Raw genomic sequence first — 22,097 nt, 5'->3', positions numbered from 1 at the left:
CATGACACGTATTCAAGGCATTAACGCCATTCTGGCGGGAGATTATCCGGATCCGTCTATAGTAAGAGCCGGGGATCGCTATTATATGACGCATTCTTCTTTCCACTACACACCGGGGCTGCTTATATGGCATTCCCTGAATCTGACGGACTGGGAGCCGGTCTGCCATGCCGTACTAGAGCATGTAGGCGGTTCAATTATGGCGCCGGATTTCATTTATTATGAGGGACTTTTCTATATCTATTTTCCTGCAGGGGGAACGAACTGGGTGGTGACAGCAGAGAATCCGGCAGGTCCATGGAGCAGGCCGGTGGATCTGAAGGTCGGGTATATTGATCCGGGCCATGCAGCAGATGAGCAGGACAACCGCTATCTGTTTCTGTCGGAAGGCTACAGAATACGTTTGTCCAAAGACGGCTTGTCTACAGCAGGCGAATTGGAGCAGGTATATGCGGGCTGGCGTTATCCGAAGGAGTGGCTGACAGAGGGCTTCTATCTGGAATCCCCCAAGCTGACTTACAAGGACGGCTACTATTATATGACCAGTGCACAAGGCGGGACGGCCGGACCGGCCACCAGTCATATGATCGTCTCCGCCCGGGCGGCATCACTAGACGGACCGTGGGCTAACTCCCCGCATAATCCGGTTGTACGCACAATGCACCGCAGAGAGCAGTGGTGGTCCAAAGGGCACGGCACGCTGGTAGATACGCCGGAGGGAGACTGGTACCTTGTCTATCATGCTTATGAAAAAGACTACTATCCGATCGGCAGGCAGACGCTGCTTGAACCGGTAACCTGGACGGCGGACGGCTGGTTCACGGCAGGGGATCAGGAGGCGGGGGCTGCTCCCGCTGGGGGGCTTCCATCAGCAGCAGGGCAACCGGACCGGGCGCTGGTATCTGAGGAATCGGGCGGCCTGGGGCTGCACTGGCATTTTTGGGGCGGAGTACACCGGGAAGATTACCGGATCGATAAGAATAGTGTAGTATTAAAAGCAGTTCCCGGTGAGCAGTCCGGGCCGCTGCTCTGCATTCCGGTGCATCATACGTACACCGCCGAGGTTACTGTAGCTATTGAAGACGGAGCGTACGGGACGCTCGGCCTGTTCTACAAGCCGGGCTTCCACTACGGCATCGGCTTTGACGGCAGGGAAGCGTTCGCATACCGCAACGGCAACACGAGCGAACGCTCAGCAGCGCCCGGAGGTTCCGTCTCCTTAAAGCTTATTAATGACGAGCATGAGGTAAGCCTGTATTTCATGGATGCCGAAGGGGAGTGGAGCAAGCTGGATCACGGATTTGAAATGTCCGGCTTCCACCATAATGTGCTCGGGGGCTTCCTGAGCCTGCGTATTGCGCTCCAGGCTTCAGGTACTGGTGAGGTAAGGTTCAGCGGATTTAAGTACCGGGCGGGATTATAAGAACAGCAACCAAATTGCAGCGGGAGAGGATAACACAATGAAGGCACCTTTATTCAGGGACCCGTTATACGACGGGGCGGCTGATCCGGTCATGATCTGGAACCGGGAAGCCCAGGAATGGTGGATGATTTATACAAACCGCAGAGTGACAGCGGAGGGAGAAGGCGTGGCCTGGGTGCACGGCACAGACCTCGGCGTCGCATCCTCGCGCGACGGCGGGACAAGCTGGCTGTACCGCGGAACACTGCAGGGGCTTGATATTGAATGGGGCCGCAATACGTTCTGGGCACCGGAGATTATCTGGCATGAGGGGCTATACCATATGTACGTCAGCTACATTCAGGGCATTCCGTCCGGCTGGGCCGGCCACCGGCGCGATATGCTCCATTATACCAGTCCTAACCTGCTGGACTGGACCTTCCGTTCCCGGCTTGAGCTGAGCTCGGACCGGGTAATCGACGCCTGCATCCACGGGCTGCCCGGCGGCGGGTTCCGCATGTGGTACAAGGATGAGGCGAACGGGTCGCATACCTATGCGGCGGACAGCAAGGACCTGTACCAGTGGGAGGTTACCGGACCTGTCATCACCGGACGGCCGCATGAAGGCGCCAACGTCTTCCGGTTCAAGGACCATTACTGGATGATTGTAGACGAATGGCGCGGGCAGGGCGTCTTCCGCTCCGCTGACCTGGAGACATGGGAGCGTAACGGGCTGATCCTGGACCAGCCGGGAACCCGCGAGGATGACGGTACCATCGGGCTGCATGCAGATGTCGTTGTGCAGGGCGATGAAGCTTACATCTTCTACTTCACGCATCCCGGCAGAGACGGCAGTGAGAGCGAAGACAGCCCGGAAGGCAGATATCAGAGCCGCCGCTCCTCGGTTCAGGCTGCCAGGCTGGACATAATTGACGGCGTGCTTGTCTGCGACCGCAATGAGGCATTTGAGCTCAAGCTGCTGCCGGAGCAGGATTAATGGGCAGAATGGTTTGTCTTTCTTTTGAATCCATCCGGATCTTGCAGTCCTAACGGACCACAGCGGCCTTATCGCCCCTCCACCTGCGAATATTGCGCTGAATACGCCGACATAGGGGTACTGGTGTCCGTTAGCAATAAACGGATCTTTTTTTGCCGGAAGCCTGTAACTATTGTAACTGCATATAGCAGTGTATAAGCGCAGGATAGAAGAGATAGGGCTTACATAATGACACCTGAAGGGATGTAGCACATGGAAAAGAATAACGAGTGCATGTATTGTATGGAGGATGAGCGCCGGGATAACCTGATGCTTGAGGTGGCACAGCTTGCGGTATCGACGGTATTCCTGTTCAAGGAGCAGACGTATAAGGGCAGATGCAATGTCGTATACAAGGATCATGTAAAGGAGCTGTTCCAGCTTTCCCCTGAAGAATTGGCAGCCTTTATGGGCGATGTGCAAAAAGCGGCTGCCGCGGTGGATCGGGCTTTTGGGCCGGACAAGCTCAATTACGGGGCTTACGGGGACAAGCTGCATCATCTGCATATGCATATTGTGCCTAAATATGAGGGGCAGAAGGACTGGGGTTCAACCTTTGAGATGAATCCGGGCCAGACGTATCTGACGGATGAGGAGTATGCAGAACGGATCGCGCTGCTGCAAACGTTTCTGTAGAATGCCGCATAACAAAAACAGCGTGTACCGGTCTAGCTCCGGCATACGCTGTTTTTTGTTGCTGATCAGGCGCTGATGGGATTGCGGACGATTTTGACCTCGTGAAAAGAAATGGCGTTGGACAGGATATATTCCGGTGTCTGACGGTGGGAGTGAGACTCACGGAATGCATCGCTGCGGGTCCAGCCCTGAAAAGCTTCTTTAGACTCCCAGCGGGTGCTGATGGTCACCTCATCATACTCGGCCGGCTTTTCATTCAGCAGCACCTCAAGGCCCAGGAAGCCTTCCATTTCCTCAACCTTGCCTACTTTGTCGAACCGGTTGATCAGCAGCGAAGATTGGCCTTTGGCAATTTGGGAAGTATTGTTAACGATAATCATGATTCATTCCTCCAAATGGTTTAATAGATTGGTTTGATGCGGAATAATGACAGGATAGTGCTCAACATAAGTAACTGAAGCACTCAAAGCGTATACCTTTTGTAAAAAAGCGGTGTCCAGCAGCTGCCGCGGATTTCCGGCCGCCGCAAGCGTACCTTGCCTGAGTGCGATCATATGATGGCTAAATGCGGCGGCCTGCGGGAGATCATGCAGCACCATTACAATAGTCATACCGGTTTCGCGGTTGATTGACGCCAGCATGCCGAGCAGATCGAACTGGTGGGTGATATCCAGAAAGGTTGTCGGTTCGTCTAGCAGCAGAATATCCGTATTTTGGGCCAGCGTCATCGCGATTCTGGCTCTTTGCTGTTCACCTCCGGATAAAGTATGGAACATGCGGTCCGCATAAACGGCAGTGCCGGTAAGCTTCAGCGCCCGGCCGATCCACTGGTCATCCTCAGTACTGGCCCTGTGCTTCCAGGGACTCTGGTACGGAGATCGCCCGTAAGCCACCAGCTCCCGCACGGTCAGATTCTCGGGCACCTGCTTTGACTGCGGCAGCATGGCCAGAAGCTTCGCGAGCTTGCGGCGCGGAATGCTGCGCAGCGCCTCTCCGTCAATCAGAACTTCGCCTGATTCGGGGACGCTAAGCCCGGAAAGAAGCCGGAGCAGCGTAGATTTGCCGGAGCCGTTAGGTCCTACTATCGTTGTTATCTGTCCCCGCGGAACCTTAAGCTCTATGTTGTTCAGCCGGAATCCGCCATGCTGGTAATGCAGCCGGCGGCATTCGAGAGCCGGAACATCAGAATGAGTAATGCGGGTCATCCGGCCAGCCTCCTTCTGCGCAGCAGGTAGAGGAAGAAGGGAGCACCGACTCCGGCCAGCAGAATCCCCGCCGGCAGCTCCACCGGATCGAACCAGGTGCGGGCGGCGGTGTCTGTGAAGACGACCAGCGCTCCGCCGCCGAGCATGGATACCGGGAGCAGAAACCGGTAATCCCCGCCGATGAGAAGGCGGACCGCATGGGGAACAACAAGGCCGACGAAGCCGACCAGTCCGGCGACACTGACAGCTGTTCCCGCCAGCAGCGCGGCCAGCAGAATGATCAGGAAGCGGGACACTTCGGCCCGCAGCCCGAGCAGCCGAGCGGGATCATCGCCAAGCGTCAGCAGATTCGCCGGCTTGATGGCCAGCAGGGACAGCGCGAGCCCGGCCAGCGCATATGGGGCGGCAAAGCCGAGATGATGCCAGCTGCGTCCGCTGAGTCCGCCGGACAGCCAGGGCAGCACCGCCTGGACACGGTCGCTGAAGACGACCATGAAGCCGTTCATGACTGCGCCGAGCAGGGCATTAATCGCCACGCCCGCCAGCACGATCTTGACGGGAGAGGCGCCGTTATCCCAGGCCAGCAGATAGATCAGGGCTGCGGCAATGAAGGAGCCGGCAAAAGCCGAGGCAGGCAGCAGATAGCTGTACTGCGGCAGCACCACCATCGTAATGACGGCGGCCAGCCCTCCGCCGGCAGAGACGCCGATGATGCCCGGATCGGCCAGGGGGTTGGACATGACGCCCTGCAGCAAGGCACCGGAGACGGCCAGACAGGCGCCGACCAGCAGGCCGAGCAGCACTCTGGGCAGCCGGAGATCCATTATGATCAGTCCGGACGTTTCCGGACGGCTGCCGAGCAGGATTGACCAGACTTCACCGGGAGAGATGGAGACAGAACCGTAGGTTAATCCGTAGAGACAGGCCAGAAGAAGCAGTACCGGAGCAAGAATCAAAGCCAGGGTTCTGCGGGTATTGCGCTGCTGCTTGTTCATTGCTGCACCGTTTCTGCGAACAGCGAGACCATTAGCTGCAGAGCTTCGGTCACCCGTGTTCCGGGATTTGTGCCGAACAGATCGGATGGCAATACATGAACGCGGTTATGTACAACTGCATCGATAGAATTCCAGGCTGCGTTCTGCTGCATTTCCTGCTCGAAGCCCTTTTGGACAGCCTCGCCGCTGCCGTGGGTCATAATCAGAATAATCTGCGGATTAGCCTCCATAATGCGTTCCGTACTGAGCGTGGCATATTGCGGGTAGCTCTGCAGAGTAGGGAACCCGGCGGCAATGTTAGCACCGCCTGCAAGCTCCAGGATGTTCCCGCCAAGCGAATTCGGCAGCGCCGCCATATAGGTTCCCGGAGCGCCGTAAACCAGCAGCACCCTCGGCTTCTCCGTATTGGGGCTGACTGCTGCTGCCTGTATCCCCGCTTCAATCTCTGCACTCAGCTGCTGTGCTTCAGACCCTTTATCGAGCATCTCGCCGAAGAGCAGGATCTGCTTCGTTATGTCCTCTACCGAGTTGGCCTCGGTCAGCACCATTTCGGCGCCGATGCTCTCAATAGCCGGGACATCCTTGGCATTAATCTGCGCATTGCCAAGCACGGCATCGGCTTTAAGGTATGCAATCTTCTCCAGATCTACTTCGTGGGCAGATCCGACCTGCATTACCTCTCCGGTTCCCTGGACCGGCTCTGTTCCGGCAGATGCGGGCTTGCCTGCCAGGGTTCCGCCCAGAGCGGTAATGATGTCCGCTTCTCCGTTCCCAAGCGCTACAATATGCTGCGGAACAGCAGGGAAGCTGACCTGCCTTCCGGCAAAATCGGTTAAGCTCACTGCAGGCTTAGCTGCATCCGCACCGGCTGCCTCTGTCCCTGCGGCTGATCCGCAGGCAGTGAGCAGAAGGGGGCATAAAGCCAGAAGGAGGAGAGACCTGTACCATTTATGAATCATGGTTAACCTCCTGTGTGAATGAATGTACGGAAAGACTAAAATGTAGACTTCGTAATTTGAATGATAATGACTCTCATTATCATTGTCAAACAAAATTCACAATTACCCCTGAATGCCGGACAAAATCCATTGATAAACGGGGGAGGACGGGAAAAATAGCTCTCAAATAAGGGGATGAATCAGGGAAGTAATCAGGAGGCCTACAGAAAAAAATAAGCCAAAAAGGATTGACAGATGATAAAAAGGCACTTTATTATCATCTCAACAGCCACTATCTGTTTGCTGCCGGCAGGCCACAAGCAGAGCAAGCTAATGTTGGAGTCAAAAAAGAAGCAGAGGTGCTTTTTTTTTGCGGAGATATTGATAATGATTATCAGTGATAACCTGCTGATAATCACCAGATTTATAGAAAGGAGGCAAAGGAATTACCGTGTCTATTCTCAGAAGATTAGGGCTGGCAGTTGTCCTTCTGCTTACATTCGCTGGTTCACTTCAGCCAGGCCTGATTGCTTCCGCTGCTCCGGCTAACGGAACCTACAGCGTCCATTACGTCGTTAAGAAGGCCGAGGATGAATCCGTTTCCATGGCCAATGATTACTTTGAGAAGCCGGCGAAGGTAACCATATCCGGAGGGACAGCTGTTGTCCGCCTGCAGCTGAATCACAGTGAGTGGATTACTGAATTTCAGGTGCCTGGCGGTAACACGAAGGTTATCAGCAGCGACAAGGCAGCCGATACACGGATCATGGAATTTGAAGTGAACAATGTGGACGAGCCGGTGATTGCCAAAATTCATGTCACGGTGCCGTCCATTGAATACGATCATGATTACACGATCCGTTTTGTGTTTGAAGCGGGGCAAATTGCTCAGCAGGCTGCGCCTGCAGCAACAAGCAAACCTGCAGCAAGCGAGCCCGCAGCAACGAGTCAGCCCGCAGCAACGAGTCAGCCTGCAGCAACAAGCAAGCCGGCGGTGACGGCGACAAGTAAGCCTGCGTCCCCGGCGGCAGCAAACAAGCCTGCTGCCACAGCTGCAGCAACAAGCAAACCAGCGGCTTCAGCCGCAGCAGAGGCGGGCAAGCCTGCGGCCACGAATGACCCGAAGGTCACCGCAGGGGAGCAAGATGCCCCGCAAGCCACAGCAACGGCTGCAGCAGCGGAGGCAATGGCTGTATCTTCAGCAGCAGCGGAAACGACGGCTGCTCCGGCAGCAACAGCAGCGTCAACGGATGAGCCGGCAGCTGCTGCAGTTACAGCAGCAGAGCCAACTGCCATGCCGTCAGCCGGACCGGCAGCTGCCGGTGAAACAGCGGCTGAAGAGCCTCAGCCGCAGGAGGCCCCTCCGGCCTCCAATAAAATACTGCTGGGCGGCGGAGTAGTATTACTTGCAGCAGCAGCCGGCTACACCATTTTCAGAGCCAGACAAAATAAACCAAAAGGGGAATGATCCAGTTGAATAAAACAAAATTCGGTTTACTGTTCAGAATGTTGGCGGTTGTCTTGTTCATAAGCTCAGTGCTTCAGCCGCTGGGTTCAGCATCAGCTGAAAGCGCAAAATATAAGGATGGGGTATACGAGCTCCCGTATTCCATTCTGAAGGACGGCACAAGCGATAATTCCGTAATGGAAACGTATGTAGTTAAACCGGCTAAGCTGGAAGTTAAGGACGGCAAAAACTATGTGTCGTTCACGGTTAAGCAGAGCAAAGAGATCACCGGACTGAAGCTGACAACAGCAGACGGTGTTCTTTCAGAAGGCACTATTACCAGTAATAATACGGATAACAACGAAAGAACTGTGCAGTTTGAGCTGGGTGATTTGACTGCTGCCAATGATGGCTGGGTTAAAATCGAATGGCCGGAGTTCTTTTATAACAATGAATATAATGTTGATTTCAAATTCGACACCAGCCTGATTCCGGCAGCTCCTGTAGAGCCTGCAGAACCGGTGCTGAGCGACGGTAACTATACGATTGAGTATTCCGTACTGCATGCAACACAGGATAAGGATTCTTCGATGAAGAGCTACTTCGGAACCCCTGCCACCCTTACGGTGAAGAACGGGCAGAAGACTGTAACGGTCAATATCATCAAAGACAGCTCCACTATCAAGGAAGTGACAGTTGACGGACAGACGGCTTCGACAGTAAGCGAGAATACAGAGGCCAACACGCGTGTTATTTCCTTCCCTGTAGATAAGCTGCAGTCTGTGCTAAGCGGAACTGTGCACATCGTGACCGTGGTGAACATGGGCGGGACACCGACTACCTATGACATGACGCATACTGTGCGTTACAAATTTAATGCAGATTCCATTACTGCGGTTCAGCCGGAAGTACCTGCAGAGCCGGTGCTGAGCGACGGTAACTATACGATTGAGTATTCCGTACTGCATGCAACACAGGATAAGGACTCTTCGATGAAAAGCTACTTCGGAACCCCTGCTACCCTTACGGTGAAGGACGGACAGAAGAGCGTATCGATCAATGTCATCAAAGACAGCTCCACCATCAAAGAAGTAACCGTTGACGGACAGACGGCTTCGACAGTAAGCGAGAATACGGAGGCTAACACGCGTGTTATTTCCTTCCCTGTAGACAAGCTGCAGCCTGTGCTGAACGGAACTGTGCACATCGTAACCGTGGTGAACATGGGAGGAACGCCTACGACCTATGATATGACGCATACTGTGCGCTACAAATTTAATGCAGATTCCATTACTGCGGTAAAAGATGAAACACCGCCGGTAGTTACACCTGATCCGACACCAACGCCTACTCCGACTCCGACGCCGGGAACGGGTACAGATACCGGAGGCGGTACAGCACCAACGCCGGCTGCTCTGGCAGACGGCTTCTACAGTATTGATTATACGATCCTGAAAGACGGGTCAAATGAGCCTTCCATGATGGACACGTACACTGTGCATCCAGGGACACTGATTGTGTCCGGCGGCCAGAAATATCTGGCGATTACGCTGAAGCAAAGCAAAGAAATCACAGGCTTCACAGTCGAACAAGGAGCAGTATCGGTTATAGCTTCCAATGCAGCTGCCAATACCCGTACCGTCCGTTTCCCGGTCAGCGGTACAGGAGCCAAGCTGAATGCCTGGGTCAAAATCGTGTGGCCTGAATTCAACTACGACAGCAGCTATGATGTTGATATCCTGGTTGGCAGCACCGTTGGCGGACAAGTCAGCGATCCTGCCGGAACCATTGACGCAGGAACGCCGGCAGTATCGGCAACACCAGCACCTTCTGCTTCAGCTGCGCCTGCACCAACACAGGCTCCTGCAGCCGGTAATACCGGAACAGCTAACGGCGGGAATACTATTGCTGTTAGCCTTAAAGATCTGAACGGCCACTGGGCACAGGCAGCAATTGAAAAAGCTGTCCAGGCCGGACTGGTTAACGGGTATGACGACAACAGCTTCCGTCCGAATAATCCGGTCAGCCGTGCGGAGTTCGCAGTACTGATCAGCCGTGCATTGAAGCTTAGCGGAGCAGGGGAAGGAACCGTATTCAGCGACCAGAGCAGCATTCCGGCCTGGGCAAATGAAGGTGTCGCCCAGATCGCCGCTATGCAGATTATCGGCGGGTATGAGGATGGCAGCTTCCGCCCAAGCCGCCAGATCAACCGCGCAGAGCTGGCTGTGATCGTAGCCCGTGCCAAGGGCTTGACGATTGATCCGGCCGCAGTGCCAACCTTCAGTGATCTGGCTGACATTCCGGCCTGGGCCCGCCCGTATGTGGCGGCAGCCGAGCAGGCCGGACTGGTCAGCGGTAAAGGCGGCAACCGTTATGCAGCAGGCGATTATGCCACACGGGCAGAAGCTGTATCCCTGCTTGTGAAGCTGCTGGAGCAATAATACATTCCGGCATATAAGCACATGACCAGCGAAGGATGCCGGATATCCGGTGTCCTTCGCAGTTTTGCTGTGAGAGGGGAGTTAATATTTCAGTGAGAAGAAAAATGTTAAGCTGCCTTGCGGCTGCCTGCTGGATACTGCTGCTGGCAGGCTGTGCCGGGAACAGTGTAAATACAGACAGTGCTGCGCAGCAGACGGCCCCTGCGGCTACAGCAGAAGCGCGGCAGGAAGGTGCAGAGGAGGCGGAACCGGCGGCCACCGCTGCTCCGCGGATCGTTGCGACCACGGTAGCTGCGACTGAAATCATGAATCTGCTGGACCTTGACCTGACAGGCATTCCGACCAGTGCCAAGGTACTGCCGGAGCGTTATGATGATGTGGAGCAGGTAGGCAGCCCGATGAGTCCGGATCTGGAGAAAGTAAAATCACTGCAGCCGAGTGAGGTACTGTCGGTAACTACTCTGAAGTATGAATTGGAGCCTCTGTTCAGAAATGCCGGAATCAATGCCTTATTCCTTGACTTGACCAGCCTTAATAAGCTTGAGGAGTCTATAGCCCTGCTGGGGGAGAAATATGACCGCAAGGAACAGGCAGACCGGGGCGTTACCCGTTACACCGATAAGATTGCTGAAGTGGAGGCGGCTACTGCCGGTAAACCTGCACCCAAGGTGCTGATTCTGCTAGGGGTTCCCGGCAGCTATCTGGTTGCTACAGAGCATTCGTATATCGGTGACCTGGTGCGTATAGCCGGAGGAGTGAACATCGTGCAGGGGGAAGAGGTCGAATATCTGGCCTCGAATACGGAGTATCTGCAGCAGGGCAATCCGGATGTGATTCTGCGTGCAGCGCACGGGATGCCGGAGGAAGTGATCAAGATGTTTAACGAGGATTTCGTGAAAAATGATATCTGGAAGCATTTCAATGCAGTCAAAAACAGCCGCGTCTACGATTTGCCGGAGGAGCTGTTCGGTACGACAGCGAACCTTGCTGCTGACCAGGCGCTGGATGACCTGCTGCCGATGCTGTATCCGGAGCTTACACCGTAGAGCGGGAGCAGAACTTTTTCAACAACAGGGGATGAGGATATGAAAAAAACAATATGGAGCTTTGCGGCTGTCCTGGTCCTGCTGCTGGCTACTGTGATCTGGTCTGTGCTCCGCGGCAGTCTCCAGGTTACTTTGCCGGAGCTGATAACGGGCCTATGGACAGGCACGAATGAGAATGTAGCGATTATCCGCGATCTGCGTCTGCCGCGGGTCATTATTGCCTTATTTTGCGGAGCGGCGCTGGCTGTCTCGGGTGTGCTGCTGCAATCGGTTATGCGCAGCCCGCTGGCCGATGCCGGGGTAATCGGGATCTCCTCAGGGGCGGGCTTTATTTCGCTGACGATGGTGACGATCTTTCCGGCGATGTTCTTTTGGATGCCGCTGTTCGCTTTTCTTGGCGGAGCGGCAGCGTGCCTGCTGGTTTTTTCGCTGTCGTGGAAATCCGGGCTGCAGCCGCTGCGGCTGATTCTGGTCGGTATTGCGGTCAATGCTACCTTTACCGGGCTTGGACAATCCTTTAATTACCGGGGCAGCTATGCGATAACGATGGTCAATATGGCGACAACGTCGATTTTTAACCTGAAAACCTGGCAGGATGTACAGATTATTGTGCTGTACGGCACAATCGGCCTGGTTCTGGCGCTGCTGATCAGCCCCTGGTGCAACGTGCTGGTGCTGCAGGATAAAACTGCCCGCAACCTCGGGATGAATGTCAGCCGGGTGCGGATACTCGTATCGGCAGTAGCGGTTCTGCTTGCTGCGACGGCGACGGCGATCGGCGGGCTGATTGCTTTTGTCGGCCTGCTGGTTCCGCACATTGCCCGGCAGCTGGTCGGCTCCGATCATAAGGTGCTGATTCCATTCACGGCGCTGGCCGGTGCCCTGCTTATTCTGCTGGCCGACACGCTCGGGCGGACGGTGCTGGCCCCGGTCGAGATCCCGGCCTCCATTATTATGACAGTAATCGGCGGACCGTTCCTGATATTCCTGCTGCGCAAAGGAGAGATGAACCATGGAGATTAAAGACCTTTCCTTCTCCTACCGGCGGGGCAAAAGCCTGCTTACCGGGCTGAATCTGGACATTCCAATGGGCCGGACTACGGCAATTATCGGGCCCAACGGCAGCGGGAAATCAACGCTGCTCGGCGTGCTCGCGGCCAATTACAAGCCGGATGCCGGCTCGGTTATTCTTGACGGCAGGACGCTGGCTGAATACCGGCCGCGCGAGATTGCCCGTAAGCTTGCGGTGGTGCATCAGCAGAATACGGCGCCGGATGATCTGACGGTGGAGAAGCTGGCCGCCTTCGGCCGTCTTCCGCACCGTTCGCTGCTGTCGCCGGAGCGCGAAGCGGACCGGGAAGCAGTAGAATGGGCCTTGTCCTGCACGGACCTGCAGGATAAGCGGAAGAAGCCGCTGGCCGAGCTGTCCGGCGGCGAACGCCAGCGGGTATGGCTGGCGCTGGCGCTGGCCCAGCGGACGCCGGTGCTTTTTCTGGATGAGCCGACGACCTACCTGGACATCTACTACCAGTATGAAATGCTTGAACTGATCCGCCGGCTGGGCAAGGAGCACGGGCTGACGGTTGTTATGGTGCTGCATGACATGAATCAGGCTGTGCATTACAGCGATCATCTGATCGCAATGAAGGCCGGGCAGGCAGTGCTGCAGGGAGCTCCGGAGGAAGTGATAACCGCCGAATCAGTTAAAGCGGTGTATGGCGTGGATGTCGTTGTGAAAAACGACCCGGATACGGGCATGTATATCGTGCCGGTTAGAAGAGAGTATAAAGGCCCCCATTAAACCGGGGACAGAACACATCACAAGGGTCAGATTAACCTCTTCGGATTCTTCTGCCAGCACAATCGTCTGTATCAAGCCGCCTGTAACGCTTCCCAGCAGGAGCGTCTTATCATTCATACTGGAGGAAAGCCGTCATTGCCTGCGTACACAGGGCATTGGCGGTTTTTTATCAGCTTGTATTAAATGGAATTTCTCCATCTATTTATTCGTTAAACAACGGTAGTTAGAGATTTTCCAACTAGTGATAGAAAAGTGTCTGAAAAGATGGAAATAGATGAAAAAAATCCAGCTATATCAATTGAAATTGAAAGGGAGAGTACCAGAAGGAGCTGCTATCAGGCAGGTATACTATTAATTCTTAGTTAATAACTTGGAATAGTGTGAAATTAATCATATCACCTTATGTCAGCTTCGGGATAAAATCACCCTAGTAAGATTGAGGGCTTTATTTTGGCGGACGGAAGGTTGTGCAGATGAATTTAGACTGGGAGTTTATTATGGAAAGTCTGCCCTTGTACGGGGATGCCATGTGGCTGACGGTGAAGCTGGCGTTAATCGCGATTGTGCTGTCGCTCGTGCTCGGGCTTGTGTTTAGTCTGGTACTTTTTTATAAGGTTAAAGGGCTTAGAAGCATTATTCTGGCGTACATCGAGTTGTCGAGAAACACACCGCTGCTGGTCCAGCTGTTCTTCCTGTATTACGGGTTACCGAAGGTGGGTATTCACATGAGCGAGTTCCAGTGTGCGGTGGCCGGGATGACTTTTCTCGGAGGCAGCTATATGACGGAGGCGTTCAGAAGCGGAATTGAGGCGGTCGGCCGGACACAGCTGGAATCGGGTCTCAGCATCGGACTAAGCAGGGTGCAGCTGGCGCGGTATGTGATTTTGCCGCAGGCGCTGGCTATCAGTATTCCTTCTTTGGGAGCGAACGCGATTTTTCTGCTGAAGGAAACATCCATTGTCGGGGCGATCGCCCTGATGGATCTGATGAATGTCGCCAAGGATCTGATCGGAATGCATTACAAAACCGCAGAATCATTGCTGCTGCTGGTGCTGGCCTATCTGATTCTGGTGCTGCCGCTGTCGCTTCTGCTCACTTGGGTGGAAAGGAAGGTGCGGCATGCCGAATTCGGGAATTGAGGTGCTGTTTGAGGGCTCGAACTTCGAGCGGCTGCTCGGGGGACTGCTGGTTACGATTGAAATTTCTTTTGTTTCTATTGTTATAGGGACTGTGCTGGGGGTATTGATGGGCCTGCTGCGGACGGTGAATTCCCGGCCTTTGCGGCTGGTTCTGCGGCTGTATCTGGAGGCCTTCCGGATTATTCCGATCCTGGTCTGGCTGTATGTGGTGCATTTCAGCTTTTCGCCTATGCTGCACATTGATATCAGCGGAGGGGCTACTGCGATCCTGGTGTTCAGTCTCTGGGGGGCGGCGGAGATCGGCGATATTGTGCGCGGCGCGCTGGAATCGATGCCGAAGCATCAGGTGGAGTCGGGGCACGCGCTGGGCTTAAGCAGAGGTCAGCTGTACCGGTATATTCTGATCCCGCAGGCGGTGCGGCGGATGCTGCCGGGCTCGATCAATCTGGCCACCCGGATAGTGAAGACTACGTCGCTGGTTGTGCTGATCGGTGTTATCGAGGTGGTGAAAATCGGGCAGCAGATTATTGAGCTGGGTGTGATCAAAGCGCCGAACGCCTCGTTCTGGGTGTACGGATTTATTTTTATCCTGTATTTTATTGTCTGCTATCCGCTCTCCAGACTATCCAGAAGGTTTGAACGGAAATGGCAAAATTAGCTGAGGAAGGAAACGCGGATATGACGAAGACAGGTGAACTGCTGCTGAAGGTACAGGGTGTCCATAAGACATTCGGTGACCGTCAGGTGCTGAAAGGAATTGATCTGCAGGTGGAGCGCGGGGAGGTCATTGTCATTCTCGGGCCTTCCGGCTGCGGCAAAAGCACCCTGCTGCGATGTCTCAACGGCCTTGAGCCGGTGCAGGGCGGACATATTCTATACCGCGGCCAGGATCTGGCCGGAGGGGATGTCAACTGGCGCGAGCTGCGCCAGCACATCGGGATGGTATTTCAGAATTATGAGCTGTTTCCGCATATGACGGTGCTGGAGAATATTCTGCTGGGGCCGCTGAAGGTGCAGCGGAGAGAGCGCGCGGAAGCGCAGCAGCAGGCGCAGGAGTTGCTGGGGCGGGTTGGCCTGGCCGACCGGGCGGGCGATTATCCCCGGCAGCTGTCAGGCGGGCAAAAGCAGCGGATCGCGATTGTGCGGGCGCTGTGCATGAATCCGGACATTATTTTATTCGATGAGGTGACGGCTTCGCTTGATCCCGAGATGGTGCGCGAAGTGCTTGACGTTATCCTGGGCCTGGCTAAGCAGGGCATGACGATGATTATCGTGACGCATGAAATGGGATTTGCCAAATCGGTTGGCGACCGTATCGTCTTTATGGATCAAGGCACCGTATGTGAGGTTGCTCCGCCGGAGCAGTTCTTCACCAGTCCTGCGACAGAACGTGCACAGCACTTTCTTAATATTTTTGAGTACAACAAACTATAGAAACAGGGGATGAGAGAGATGGGTAAAGGAAAAAAGTTAATAACGGGTATTATTGCGGCAAGTATGCTGCTGGTGGGACTGACTGCTTGTGGCAATTCGGATAACAACGCCGGATCAAATTCATCTTCTTCCAAATTTGATTCGATTGAACAGCTGAAGAAGAACGGAAAGATCCGGATCGGAGTATTCGCCGACAAGCCGCCGTTTGGCTATGTGGACTCCGAAGGAAAGAATCAGGGCTTTGACGTCTATATTGCCAAAAGATTTGCCAAGGATCTGCTCGGCGATGAATCGAAGGCAGAATTTGTCCTGGTGGATGCGGCCAGCCGTGTAGCCTATCTCGAATCCAATAAAGTGGACATCATTATGGCCAACTTTACGGTTACGGATGAGCGGAAGGAGAAAGTCGATTTTGCCAGCCCGTACATGAAGCTGTCCTTCGGGATCGTCTCCCCGGACAGTGCACCGATCACTTCCATCGACCAGTTGAAGGAGAAAGGCCAGAAGCTCATTGTCGCCAAGGGGACTACAGCTGAGACCTATTTCACCAAAGAATATCCGGACATTGAGCTGCTGAAATTTGACCAGTACACCGAGATTTTCTCCGCACTTAAGGACGGACGCGGTGCCGCGATTGCCAATGACAACACCGAGCTGATCGCCTGGGCGAAGTCCAATCCCGGCTTCACTGTAAGCATCCCGGCCTTCGGCGGCCAGGATACGATTGCCCCGGCAGTAGCCAAAGGCAATACTGAACTGCTGAGCTGGATCAACACCGAGCTGGAGACGCTGGGCAAGGAAAAGTTCATCCATGAGGCGTATAATGCGACTCTGAATGAAGTTTACGGTGAGGGCTATACCGATGAGCTGGTGGTTGAGGGCGGAAAGATCGAGTAGCTGCAGATTGTAAAAGAATACAGGAGCCTAATAAAGCTGCGTCGTGCGGATATTCGCTCGGGGCAGCTTTTTGTATTACACGGAAACAACGGTAAAGTCCCGTTGTTGGGCCGGAAAACAGGCGTGGGCGCGAGAACAATTCGGAGGGGGCAGGCGTGTTGCCCCCAGAGTTAGTTTGTTCTTAAAATCGCCTATGAGCCGGCGCCGCCAATCCCCCGGATATACTCGATAAAATCCCGGATATGCCGGGCATAGATCGGCTCGTCCCGGTAGACGAGGCAGATGTGCCGGCGGTTGACGTAGCCGTCTCCCGGCAGAGGCCGCCGGATCAGCTCACCGGCGGCAGTCTCCTTAAGAACGCTGCGCAGCGGCAGCACTCCAATGCCGGAGTTGAACTTCAGCGTCTCCTTGATCGTCTCGATCGCTCCCAGCTCCATGACGGACTGGAACTGGACGCCGGCATAAGCCGCCCACTCCTCGGCCAGCTGCCGGGAGGTGGAGCCCTGCTCATGGAGCAGAAAGATCTCGCCCTGCAGTTGCTCCGCAGTCAAAGGCTCAGCTTCACTGAGCGGATGGCCGGGCTTCATCACCAGCTGCAGCTCATCCTCAATAAGCGGCAGCACCTGCAGGCCCTTCAGCGGTTCGTCCGGCAGGGAGATGACCGCTGCATCAATTTCGTGATGCCTTAAGAGCAAAAGCACGGTTTCGGCTTTTTTTACCGTCAAGAGCAGGTCTGTATCAGGATGCCGGTGCTTGTAATCCGCCAGGAAGGGAGGCAGATAATAAGTGGCTGGTGTATAGCTTGCGCCAAGCTTCAGCCTGCTGTGTGTATGCAGAGCCCTTATCCGCATACGCTCGGCGGCTTCCTCCATCAGTGAAACGACGCGCCGTGCATACGGCAGCAGTTCTTCCGCCGCCTCTGTACGGATCAGCTTCCGCGACTGCTTGCGGAACAGCGGGGTGCCGAGGCTCTCCTCCAGCTTACGCAGATGGAAGCTGACGGTAGGCTGGGTCAGCTCCAGCGTCTCTGCTGCCTCCTGCAATGTCTCCCTGCGCATAACCTCTACGAATACTTTTAGCTGCTGTACGTTCAATGCCTTCACGCTCCCTCTATATTTGAAATATAGACGTTATCTATTAAACATTCAATATACATAGATATATTTAATAAAACTAACACCCAGGCTTAACGTTGCTCTTACACAAGGTTGTTAAAGTTTGAAGTAACGCTAAGGCGAAACAAGAAGCTCAAGGGGGATTAATCAATCGTGAAACGGAATTGGCTCAAAACAGCAGGTATTGCAGCAGGTGCGCTCTCACTACTCGCGGTAACAGCTTGCGGAGGACAGAACCAGAGTAATACAACTGCTGCAGCAGCTGACGGAAATGCGGCGGTTACAGCTGAACCGGCGGCAACAGCAGCACCTGCCGGTGACCAGACGCTGACAGTATACCTGAACGATTTTGATGCGGTCATCGGTGAAATGTTCGAGAAAGAGACGGGCATCAAGCTGAACATCGTCTCCGGTAACGGTGCCGAAATTATGTCCCGTATTGAAGCCGAGCAGGGCAATCCGCAATGGGATGTTGTGTGGATCGATGCAATGCCTTCCATTAACGGGCTGGATGCCAAAGGCCAGCTGCTCACCGGCTGGACGCCGGATAATGTGGCCGGACTGAAAGATAACTATGAATCGCTGATTCCCGAGGATGGCTCGTATTATCCGACCGGGGCCCATGCTGCCGGAATCATCGTCTACAATAAGAACAACATCACAGGTGCAGATATTCCTGCCTCCTGGGAAGATCTGAGCCGCGCAGCCTATAAAGGCAGACTGGGTATGGCTGATCCGGCGATTGCGGCACCGGCGTATCCGTTTGTTTCCAGCTTTTTTGAGGATAAGGGAATGGACGGCGGGAAGGCCTACTTCAATACACTGATGGAGCAGGGGCTGCGCGTGTATCCGAAGAATCCGCAGGTGGTACAGGCTCTGACTGCAGGGGAGATTGATATTGCTGCGCTGCAGGAATCGAATGCGTATTCCATGGTGGCTGGCGGAGAACCGGTGGAGCTGGTATGGCCTGAGGAGGGAGCGCCGGCATCCGTACGTGTTGCTGCAATCCAGAAGGATACGGCAAAAGCTGATGCAGCGAAGCAGTTCGTGAGCTTCCTGCTGGAGCCGGAAGTGCAGCAGGAACTGGTTGATACCGGGGACGAGGCTTACTTTGAACCGTCGGCAGAGGGCGCAGAACCGAAAGCTGACCGTGCCGCTGATGCCAAGCTGAACTTTACAGAGGCCGCATGGGCGAGCGGGCATGAAGCTGAGATCAAGCAATGGTTTGCCGATCAGGCAGTGCAGTAAGCCGGTAATATGCTAAAGGCGCTTAATGTAAACAGGCTGGGCTGGATCGTCAGCATCCTGCTCGCCATTCTTGTCCTGTTTCCTCTGGCAGCGGTCATCGTTCAGGTGCTGCTGCCGGGCGTTTTTTTCGGAGAACTGAATTTTGGCGATCTGTCGCTCCTGCTGGATGTATTCAACCGCCCGCTTTGGCGAAAATCACTGGAGAACTCTTTGCTGCTGGGCATCGGCACTACGCTGTTTGGAACCATTCTGGGGACGGTGCTGGCTATGGCCCGTTCCCGCTGGTCTTTCCAGGGGGCTGCGCTGCTGGATGCCGCCGCCTGGATTCTGTTCATCATGCCTTCCTTTATCCTGGCCCAGGGCTGGATTATGTTCTCCGCCGGCAACGGCCTGGCCGCATCGCTGTTCGGCTGGAAATGGGTAAGCTCCGCTGTATTCTCACCGGCCGGTCTGGTTGCGGTGATGACCTTCAGCAAGTTCCCGCTGGCATATCTGACCGTTCGTGCGGCGATGGAGTGGAAAATGGATATGCTGTCACAGGCCGCACGGCTGTGCGGCGCCAGCTCATGGCGCGTATGGCGGACGGTCGAGGTTCCGCTGCTGCTGCCGTCTATTTTTTCAGGGGCATTGCTGGTCTTTATGGATACTGTCGGAGACTTCGGTCTTCCTTCGGCAATAGCGGTAGTCTACCGCTTTCCGACATTGCCGTATTCCATCTATTCGGCTATTTACACCTCGCCCATCCGGTTCGACATGGCTGGTGTACTGTCCCTGTATCTGGTGCTGCTGATCGCGATGGCGATTGCCGTCCAGTTCTATGTACTGCGCAGAGCCAGATATGACATTCTGTCAGGGCGGGCTGTCCGCTCGGCTCCCGGCTCTGCCGGTAAATACAGCTGGCTGATCAGCTGCGCGGTGGGTCTGCTGCTCATTGTTGTCATCGGCATTCCGATCGGCTCCAGCCTGGTCATGTCCATTCTGCAGGTACAATCAGGCGGACTGGTCAGAGGCAATCTGACGCTCGAGCATTACAGCGAGCTGTTCCGTCACGGGGCGGATTTATTCCCCGGCATCGGCAGATCGCTGGCGATTGCGGCTGCAGCCTCTGTATTCGGACTGATTATCGGCCTTGGTGCTGCGTTTGTGCTGTCGTATTCCCGGTTCAAATTTAAAAAGCTTATTGAGACCGCTACGCTGATCTCCTTCGCAGTTCCGGGCGTTGTACTCGGTATCGGCTATATTTTTGTCTGGAACCAGAAATGGCTTGAGCCGCTAGGGCTCAGATTGTATAGCAAGCCGCCGATTCTGGTGCTGGCTGCCATCGCCGGAGCCATACCGGTCATTACCCGGGTGATTACCGGCTCGATGGCCAAGGTTCCGGGGCATCTGCTGGATGCCGCTCAGATCCAGGGGGCTTCTCTGGTTACCCGGGTACGTACGATCCTGATCCCGCTGATCCGCGGCGCACTGGTGTCGGGTGCACTTGCGGCCTTCGGCTCCTGCATCTTTGATCTGGCGGTCAATTCTATTCTGTTCCCGCCGAATTTTGTAACCCTGCCAATCGTTATTGATGATGCCTTTGAAGATATGCGGTTCGGCTATGCTTCTGCAGCCACGGTAACCGGAGGCGGCATTATCGTATTCATCCTGATTATAATTGAAACTATCTTTAAGAAGAGAGGGGCCAGAGCATGAGCCAACCACAGACCGTACACGCTCCGGGTGTCCCGCTGCTTGAAATCAGAAATCTGCAGAAAAGCTACGGCGGTTTCCAGGCGCTGGGCGGTATCAACCTGGAGCTGCAGGAGGGTGAAATTATCAGCGTGCTGGGTCCCTCAGGCTGCGGTAAGTCGACGCTGCTCCAGCTTGTTGCCGGATTAAGCCAGCCGGACGGGGGAGAAATTCTGCTGCACGGGAAGGCGATTGCCACTGCCTCCCGGATGACGCCGCCCGAAAAACGGGGCATCAATATGGTGTTTCAAGACTACGCGCTGTGGCCCCATATGAATGTGTATGACAATGTTGCTTACGGCCTGAAGCAGAAACGACTGTCGGCGCAAGCCATTAAACAAAAGGTGGAGGAGGCTCTGACCCTGCTCCAGCTCGAAGGCTTCGAACGGCGCCTGCCGCCGCAGCTGTCGGGCGGCCAGCAGCAGCGGGTGGCAATTGCCCGCGCCCTGGTGACAGAGCCGCGGCTGATGCTGCTCGATGAGCCGCTCTCCAATCTGGACATGCGGCTGCGCGTGGAGATGCGGACCGAGATGTCGGTGCTGTTCCGCAGGCTGAAAATGAGCGTGTTCCATGTGACCCATGATCCGGAGGAAGCCTTCGCGATGGCCGACAAGCTGCTGCTGATGCGCAGCGGGGCTATTGACCAGCTGGACACGCCGATGGCCTGCTACAATAAGCCTGCCAGCAGGCAGGCAGCCTCGCTGCTGGGGGCAATCAATGTGCTGAGCGGCACCTTTACCGGCACGCCGGGAGATGCTGCCCTGCAAAGTTCGGCAGGTCTGCTGCGCGGGATCGTCTGCGGGCCGGACGGAAGCCTGCGGGCGGAAGGCCGCGCGGAGCTGCGTTTCCGGCCGGAAGCAGTCAAGGTATTGCCAGCCGGAGCAGAAGCTTCTAATGAACGTGGGGATTTTAACCGGATTGAAGCGACCGTCATTCACTCGACCTTTGAGGGGACCAAGTGGCGGACGATGGCAGAGTCGGCAGCAGGAGAACGCTTATACCTGTTCAGCGATGAGCAGCGGGATGGCGGGAGCATTATCCATGCCGAGCTTTCCCGCGAAGCCTCCTATATTTATGCAACCTGAGAGCAAGAGAAGAACCTAAAGATCACTTTGGAAAGGCCGCTGATATTGTGCTGCACACATCACTGAATACAGGCAGACTGCTGGCGGTTTCTGACATCCACGGACATGCCGGAGGGCTGCTGCAGCTGCTTGATACCGCTGAATATAATCCCGCTTCAGACCGCCTGATTCTGGTAGGGGATTACATAGACGAAGATCCGCCAAGCTGGGAGACGCTGCTTCTGGTCCGGAAGCTGACAGAGGAAGGGGCCCAGGCTGTTCCGGGCAATATGGAGCTGCGGCTGCCTGGGCAACTTGCAGACATTGCTTCCGGAGCTTCCGGCGGCACATCCCTCCGTGAATGGCTGCGGGGACTCCCCCCGTACATCGAAGCGGACGGTTACCTGTTCGTCCACGCCGGCTTCCGTCCGGATCTGCCGCTTGCCGCCCAGACGCTGCAGGACATGACCGAGATCCGCGAGGATTTCTGGGGAGCTCAGCCGCCGGCGTACGCCGGCAAAG

22 protein-coding genes are annotated in these 22,097 nt (G+C 55.2%); 17 read left to right on the top strand and 5 right to left on the bottom strand.

What is annotated here, in order from left to right; all coding sequences use genetic code 11:
* The first annotated feature begins 1 nt into the window (after nucleotide 1).
* The 3 genes from BN3772_RS28350 to BN3772_RS28340 all read left to right on the top strand — a co-directional run bounded on the left by BN3772_RS28350 (nucleotide 2) and on the right by BN3772_RS28340 (nucleotide 3,074).
* Nucleotides 2–1,423, top strand: a complete 1,422-nt coding sequence (locus BN3772_RS28350) for a family 43 glycosylhydrolase (RefSeq protein ID WP_042203818.1) — start codon at nucleotides 2–4, stop codon at nucleotides 1,421–1,423.
* 37 nt (nucleotides 1,424–1,460) lie between these two features.
* Nucleotides 1,461–2,399 (top strand): glycoside hydrolase family protein, encoded by a 939-nt coding sequence (locus BN3772_RS28345; protein WP_042203817.1) that lies wholly within the window; start codon nucleotides 1,461–1,463, stop codon nucleotides 2,397–2,399.
* A 252-nt stretch (nucleotides 2,400–2,651) separates the two neighbouring features.
* Nucleotides 2,652–3,074: an HIT family protein gene (locus BN3772_RS28340; protein ID WP_042203815.1), complete on the top strand. Its 423-nt coding sequence runs from the start codon at nucleotides 2,652–2,654 to the stop codon at nucleotides 3,072–3,074.
* Nucleotides 3,075–3,139: 65 nt separating this feature from the next.
* On the opposite strand, the gene isdG is transcribed toward BN3772_RS28340, so the two are convergent.
* From isdG to BN3772_RS28320, 4 genes are read right to left on the bottom strand one after another with little or no spacing between them, the layout of a single operon-like run.
* Nucleotides 3,140–3,454: a heme oxygenase gene (gene isdG / locus BN3772_RS28335; RefSeq protein WP_042203813.1), complete on the bottom strand. Its 315-nt coding sequence runs from the start codon at nucleotides 3,452–3,454 to the stop codon at nucleotides 3,140–3,142.
* 3 nt (nucleotides 3,455–3,457) lie between these two features.
* Nucleotides 3,458–4,279 carry an ABC transporter ATP-binding protein gene (locus BN3772_RS28330; RefSeq protein ID WP_042203811.1) on the bottom strand — a complete coding sequence of 274 codons (822 nt, stop codon included), beginning with the start codon at nucleotides 4,277–4,279 and terminating at the stop codon, nucleotides 3,458–3,460.
* The gene (locus BN3772_RS28325) at nucleotides 4,276–5,274 is read right to left on the bottom strand and encodes a FecCD family ABC transporter permease (protein WP_042203810.1); all 999 of its coding nucleotides are present in this window, start codon (nucleotides 5,272–5,274) and stop codon (nucleotides 4,276–4,278) included. Before BN3772_RS28325 ends, BN3772_RS28330 begins: the two co-directional genes overlap by 4 nt.
* Entirely contained in the window at nucleotides 5,271–6,233 is a 963-nt protein-coding gene (locus tag BN3772_RS28320) for an ABC transporter substrate-binding protein (protein WP_042203808.1), read from the bottom strand. Before BN3772_RS28320 ends, BN3772_RS28325 begins: the two co-directional genes overlap by 4 nt.
* A 227-nt stretch (nucleotides 6,234–6,460) precedes the next feature.
* Here BN3772_RS28320 and BN3772_RS30820 point away from each other — a divergent pair, with 227 nt between their 5' ends.
* The 10 genes from BN3772_RS30820 to BN3772_RS28275 all read left to right on the top strand — a co-directional run bounded on the left by BN3772_RS30820 (nucleotide 6,461) and on the right by BN3772_RS28275 (nucleotide 16,417).
* Complete coding sequence (locus tag BN3772_RS30820) at nucleotides 6,461–6,613, top strand: hypothetical protein (RefSeq protein WP_157643670.1); 153 nt, start codon at nucleotides 6,461–6,463, stop codon at nucleotides 6,611–6,613.
* 50 nt (nucleotides 6,614–6,663) lie between these two features.
* A complete protein-coding gene (gene isdC / locus BN3772_RS28315) occupies nucleotides 6,664–7,680 on the top strand; it encodes a heme uptake protein IsdC (protein WP_052380738.1) in 1,017 nt (338 codons plus the stop codon).
* Between the two features lie 5 nt (nucleotides 7,681–7,685).
* Complete coding sequence (locus tag BN3772_RS28310) at nucleotides 7,686–10,100, top strand: NEAT domain-containing protein (RefSeq protein WP_042203807.1); 2,415 nt, start codon at nucleotides 7,686–7,688, stop codon at nucleotides 10,098–10,100.
* 104 nt (nucleotides 10,101–10,204) lie between these two features.
* Nucleotides 10,205–11,146, top strand: coding sequence for a heme ABC transporter substrate-binding protein IsdE (isdE, locus tag BN3772_RS28305; RefSeq protein WP_042203806.1), 942 nt, complete (start codon nucleotides 10,205–10,207; stop codon nucleotides 11,144–11,146).
* A gap of 39 nt (nucleotides 11,147–11,185) precedes the next feature.
* Nucleotides 11,186–12,169: a FecCD family ABC transporter permease gene (locus tag BN3772_RS28300; RefSeq protein ID WP_042203805.1), complete on the top strand. Its 984-nt coding sequence runs from the start codon at nucleotides 11,186–11,188 to the stop codon at nucleotides 12,167–12,169.
* Nucleotides 12,159–12,947, top strand: coding sequence for an ABC transporter ATP-binding protein (locus tag BN3772_RS28295; protein ID WP_042203804.1), 789 nt, complete (start codon nucleotides 12,159–12,161; stop codon nucleotides 12,945–12,947). The genes BN3772_RS28300 and BN3772_RS28295 overlap by 11 nt, the downstream gene beginning before the upstream one ends.
* A 473-nt stretch (nucleotides 12,948–13,420) precedes the next feature.
* Nucleotides 13,421–14,086: an amino acid ABC transporter permease gene (locus tag BN3772_RS28290; protein WP_042203803.1), complete on the top strand. Its 666-nt coding sequence runs from the start codon at nucleotides 13,421–13,423 to the stop codon at nucleotides 14,084–14,086.
* A complete protein-coding gene (locus BN3772_RS28285; protein ID WP_042203801.1) occupies nucleotides 14,067–14,744 on the top strand; it encodes an amino acid ABC transporter permease in 678 nt (225 codons plus the stop codon). Before BN3772_RS28290 ends, BN3772_RS28285 begins: the two co-directional genes overlap by 20 nt.
* A gap of 20 nt (nucleotides 14,745–14,764) precedes the next feature.
* Nucleotides 14,765–15,520, top strand: coding sequence for an amino acid ABC transporter ATP-binding protein (locus BN3772_RS28280; protein ID WP_042203843.1), 756 nt, complete (start codon nucleotides 14,765–14,767; stop codon nucleotides 15,518–15,520).
* Between the two features lie 18 nt (nucleotides 15,521–15,538).
* Nucleotides 15,539–16,417: a cysteine ABC transporter substrate-binding protein gene (locus tag BN3772_RS28275; protein ID WP_042203800.1), complete on the top strand. Its 879-nt coding sequence runs from the start codon at nucleotides 15,539–15,541 to the stop codon at nucleotides 16,415–16,417.
* Nucleotides 16,418–16,608: 191 nt separating this feature from the next.
* Here the strand turns inward: BN3772_RS28275 and BN3772_RS28270 are convergent, their stop codons facing one another.
* Nucleotides 16,609–17,511, bottom strand: a complete 903-nt coding sequence (locus tag BN3772_RS28270; protein WP_042203797.1) for a LysR family transcriptional regulator — start codon at nucleotides 17,509–17,511, stop codon at nucleotides 16,609–16,611.
* 174 nt (nucleotides 17,512–17,685) lie between these two features.
* Between BN3772_RS28270 and BN3772_RS28265 the strand changes: the two genes are divergently transcribed.
* The 4 genes from BN3772_RS28265 to BN3772_RS28250 form a co-directional block, all read left to right on the top strand.
* A complete protein-coding gene (locus BN3772_RS28265; protein WP_042203796.1) occupies nucleotides 17,686–18,780 on the top strand; it encodes an extracellular solute-binding protein in 1,095 nt (364 codons plus the stop codon).
* Nucleotides 18,781–18,789: 9 nt separating this feature from the next.
* The gene (locus BN3772_RS28260) at nucleotides 18,790–20,475 is read left to right on the top strand and encodes an ABC transporter permease (protein WP_042203795.1); all 1,686 of its coding nucleotides are present in this window, start codon (nucleotides 18,790–18,792) and stop codon (nucleotides 20,473–20,475) included.
* Nucleotides 20,472–21,596 carry an ABC transporter ATP-binding protein gene (locus tag BN3772_RS28255; RefSeq protein WP_042203793.1) on the top strand — a complete coding sequence of 375 codons (1,125 nt, stop codon included), beginning with the start codon at nucleotides 20,472–20,474 and terminating at the stop codon, nucleotides 21,594–21,596. The genes BN3772_RS28260 and BN3772_RS28255 overlap by 4 nt, the downstream gene beginning before the upstream one ends.
* Nucleotides 21,597–21,643: 47 nt before the next feature.
* Nucleotides 21,644–22,097, top strand: a 454-nt coding sequence (locus BN3772_RS28250) for a metallophosphoesterase (RefSeq protein WP_167336701.1), incomplete at its 3' end; no start/stop codon positions are given.

The organism is Paenibacillus camerounensis (genome assembly GCF_000723885.1).
Lineage (GTDB): Bacteria > Bacillota > Bacilli > Paenibacillales > Paenibacillaceae > Paenibacillus_AQ > Paenibacillus_AQ camerounensis.
Note: the sequence above shows the minus strand (reverse complement) of the source record. Positions and strands in the feature narration are given on the sequence as shown.

Coding starts and splice junctions, on each gene's coding strand:
- BN3772_RS28260 (WP_042203795.1), top strand. CDS start 18,790: ATGCTAAAGGCGCTTAATGTAAACAGGCTGGGCTGGATCGTCAGCATC.
- BN3772_RS28345 (WP_042203817.1), top strand. CDS start 1,461: ATGAAGGCACCTTTATTCAGGGACCCGTTATACGACGGGGCGGCTGAT.
- isdG (WP_042203813.1), bottom strand. CDS start 3,454: ATGATTATCGTTAACAATACTTCCCAAATTGCCAAAGGCCAATCTTCG.
- BN3772_RS28350 (WP_042203818.1), top strand. CDS start 2: ATGACACGTATTCAAGGCATTAACGCCATTCTGGCGGGAGATTATCCG.
- BN3772_RS28330 (WP_042203811.1), bottom strand. CDS start 4,279: ATGACCCGCATTACTCATTCTGATGTTCCGGCTCTCGAATGCCGCCGG.
- isdE (WP_042203806.1), top strand. CDS start 10,205: ATGTTAAGCTGCCTTGCGGCTGCCTGCTGGATACTGCTGCTGGCAGGC.
- BN3772_RS28280 (WP_042203843.1), top strand. CDS start 14,765: ATGACGAAGACAGGTGAACTGCTGCTGAAGGTACAGGGTGTCCATAAG.
- BN3772_RS28320 (WP_042203808.1), bottom strand. CDS start 6,233: ATGATTCATAAATGGTACAGGTCTCTCCTCCTTCTGGCTTTATGCCCC.
- BN3772_RS28295 (WP_042203804.1), top strand. CDS start 12,159: ATGGAGATTAAAGACCTTTCCTTCTCCTACCGGCGGGGCAAAAGCCTG.
- BN3772_RS28340 (WP_042203815.1), top strand. CDS start 2,652: ATGGAAAAGAATAACGAGTGCATGTATTGTATGGAGGATGAGCGCCGG.
- BN3772_RS28285 (WP_042203801.1), top strand. CDS start 14,067: ATGCCGAATTCGGGAATTGAGGTGCTGTTTGAGGGCTCGAACTTCGAG.
- BN3772_RS28325 (WP_042203810.1), bottom strand. CDS start 5,274: ATGAACAAGCAGCAGCGCAATACCCGCAGAACCCTGGCTTTGATTCTT.
- BN3772_RS28290 (WP_042203803.1), top strand. CDS start 13,421: ATGAATTTAGACTGGGAGTTTATTATGGAAAGTCTGCCCTTGTACGGG.
- BN3772_RS28300 (WP_042203805.1), top strand. CDS start 11,186: ATGAAAAAAACAATATGGAGCTTTGCGGCTGTCCTGGTCCTGCTGCTG.
- BN3772_RS28255 (WP_042203793.1), top strand. CDS start 20,472: ATGAGCCAACCACAGACCGTACACGCTCCGGGTGTCCCGCTGCTTGAA.
- BN3772_RS28275 (WP_042203800.1), top strand. CDS start 15,539: ATGGGTAAAGGAAAAAAGTTAATAACGGGTATTATTGCGGCAAGTATG.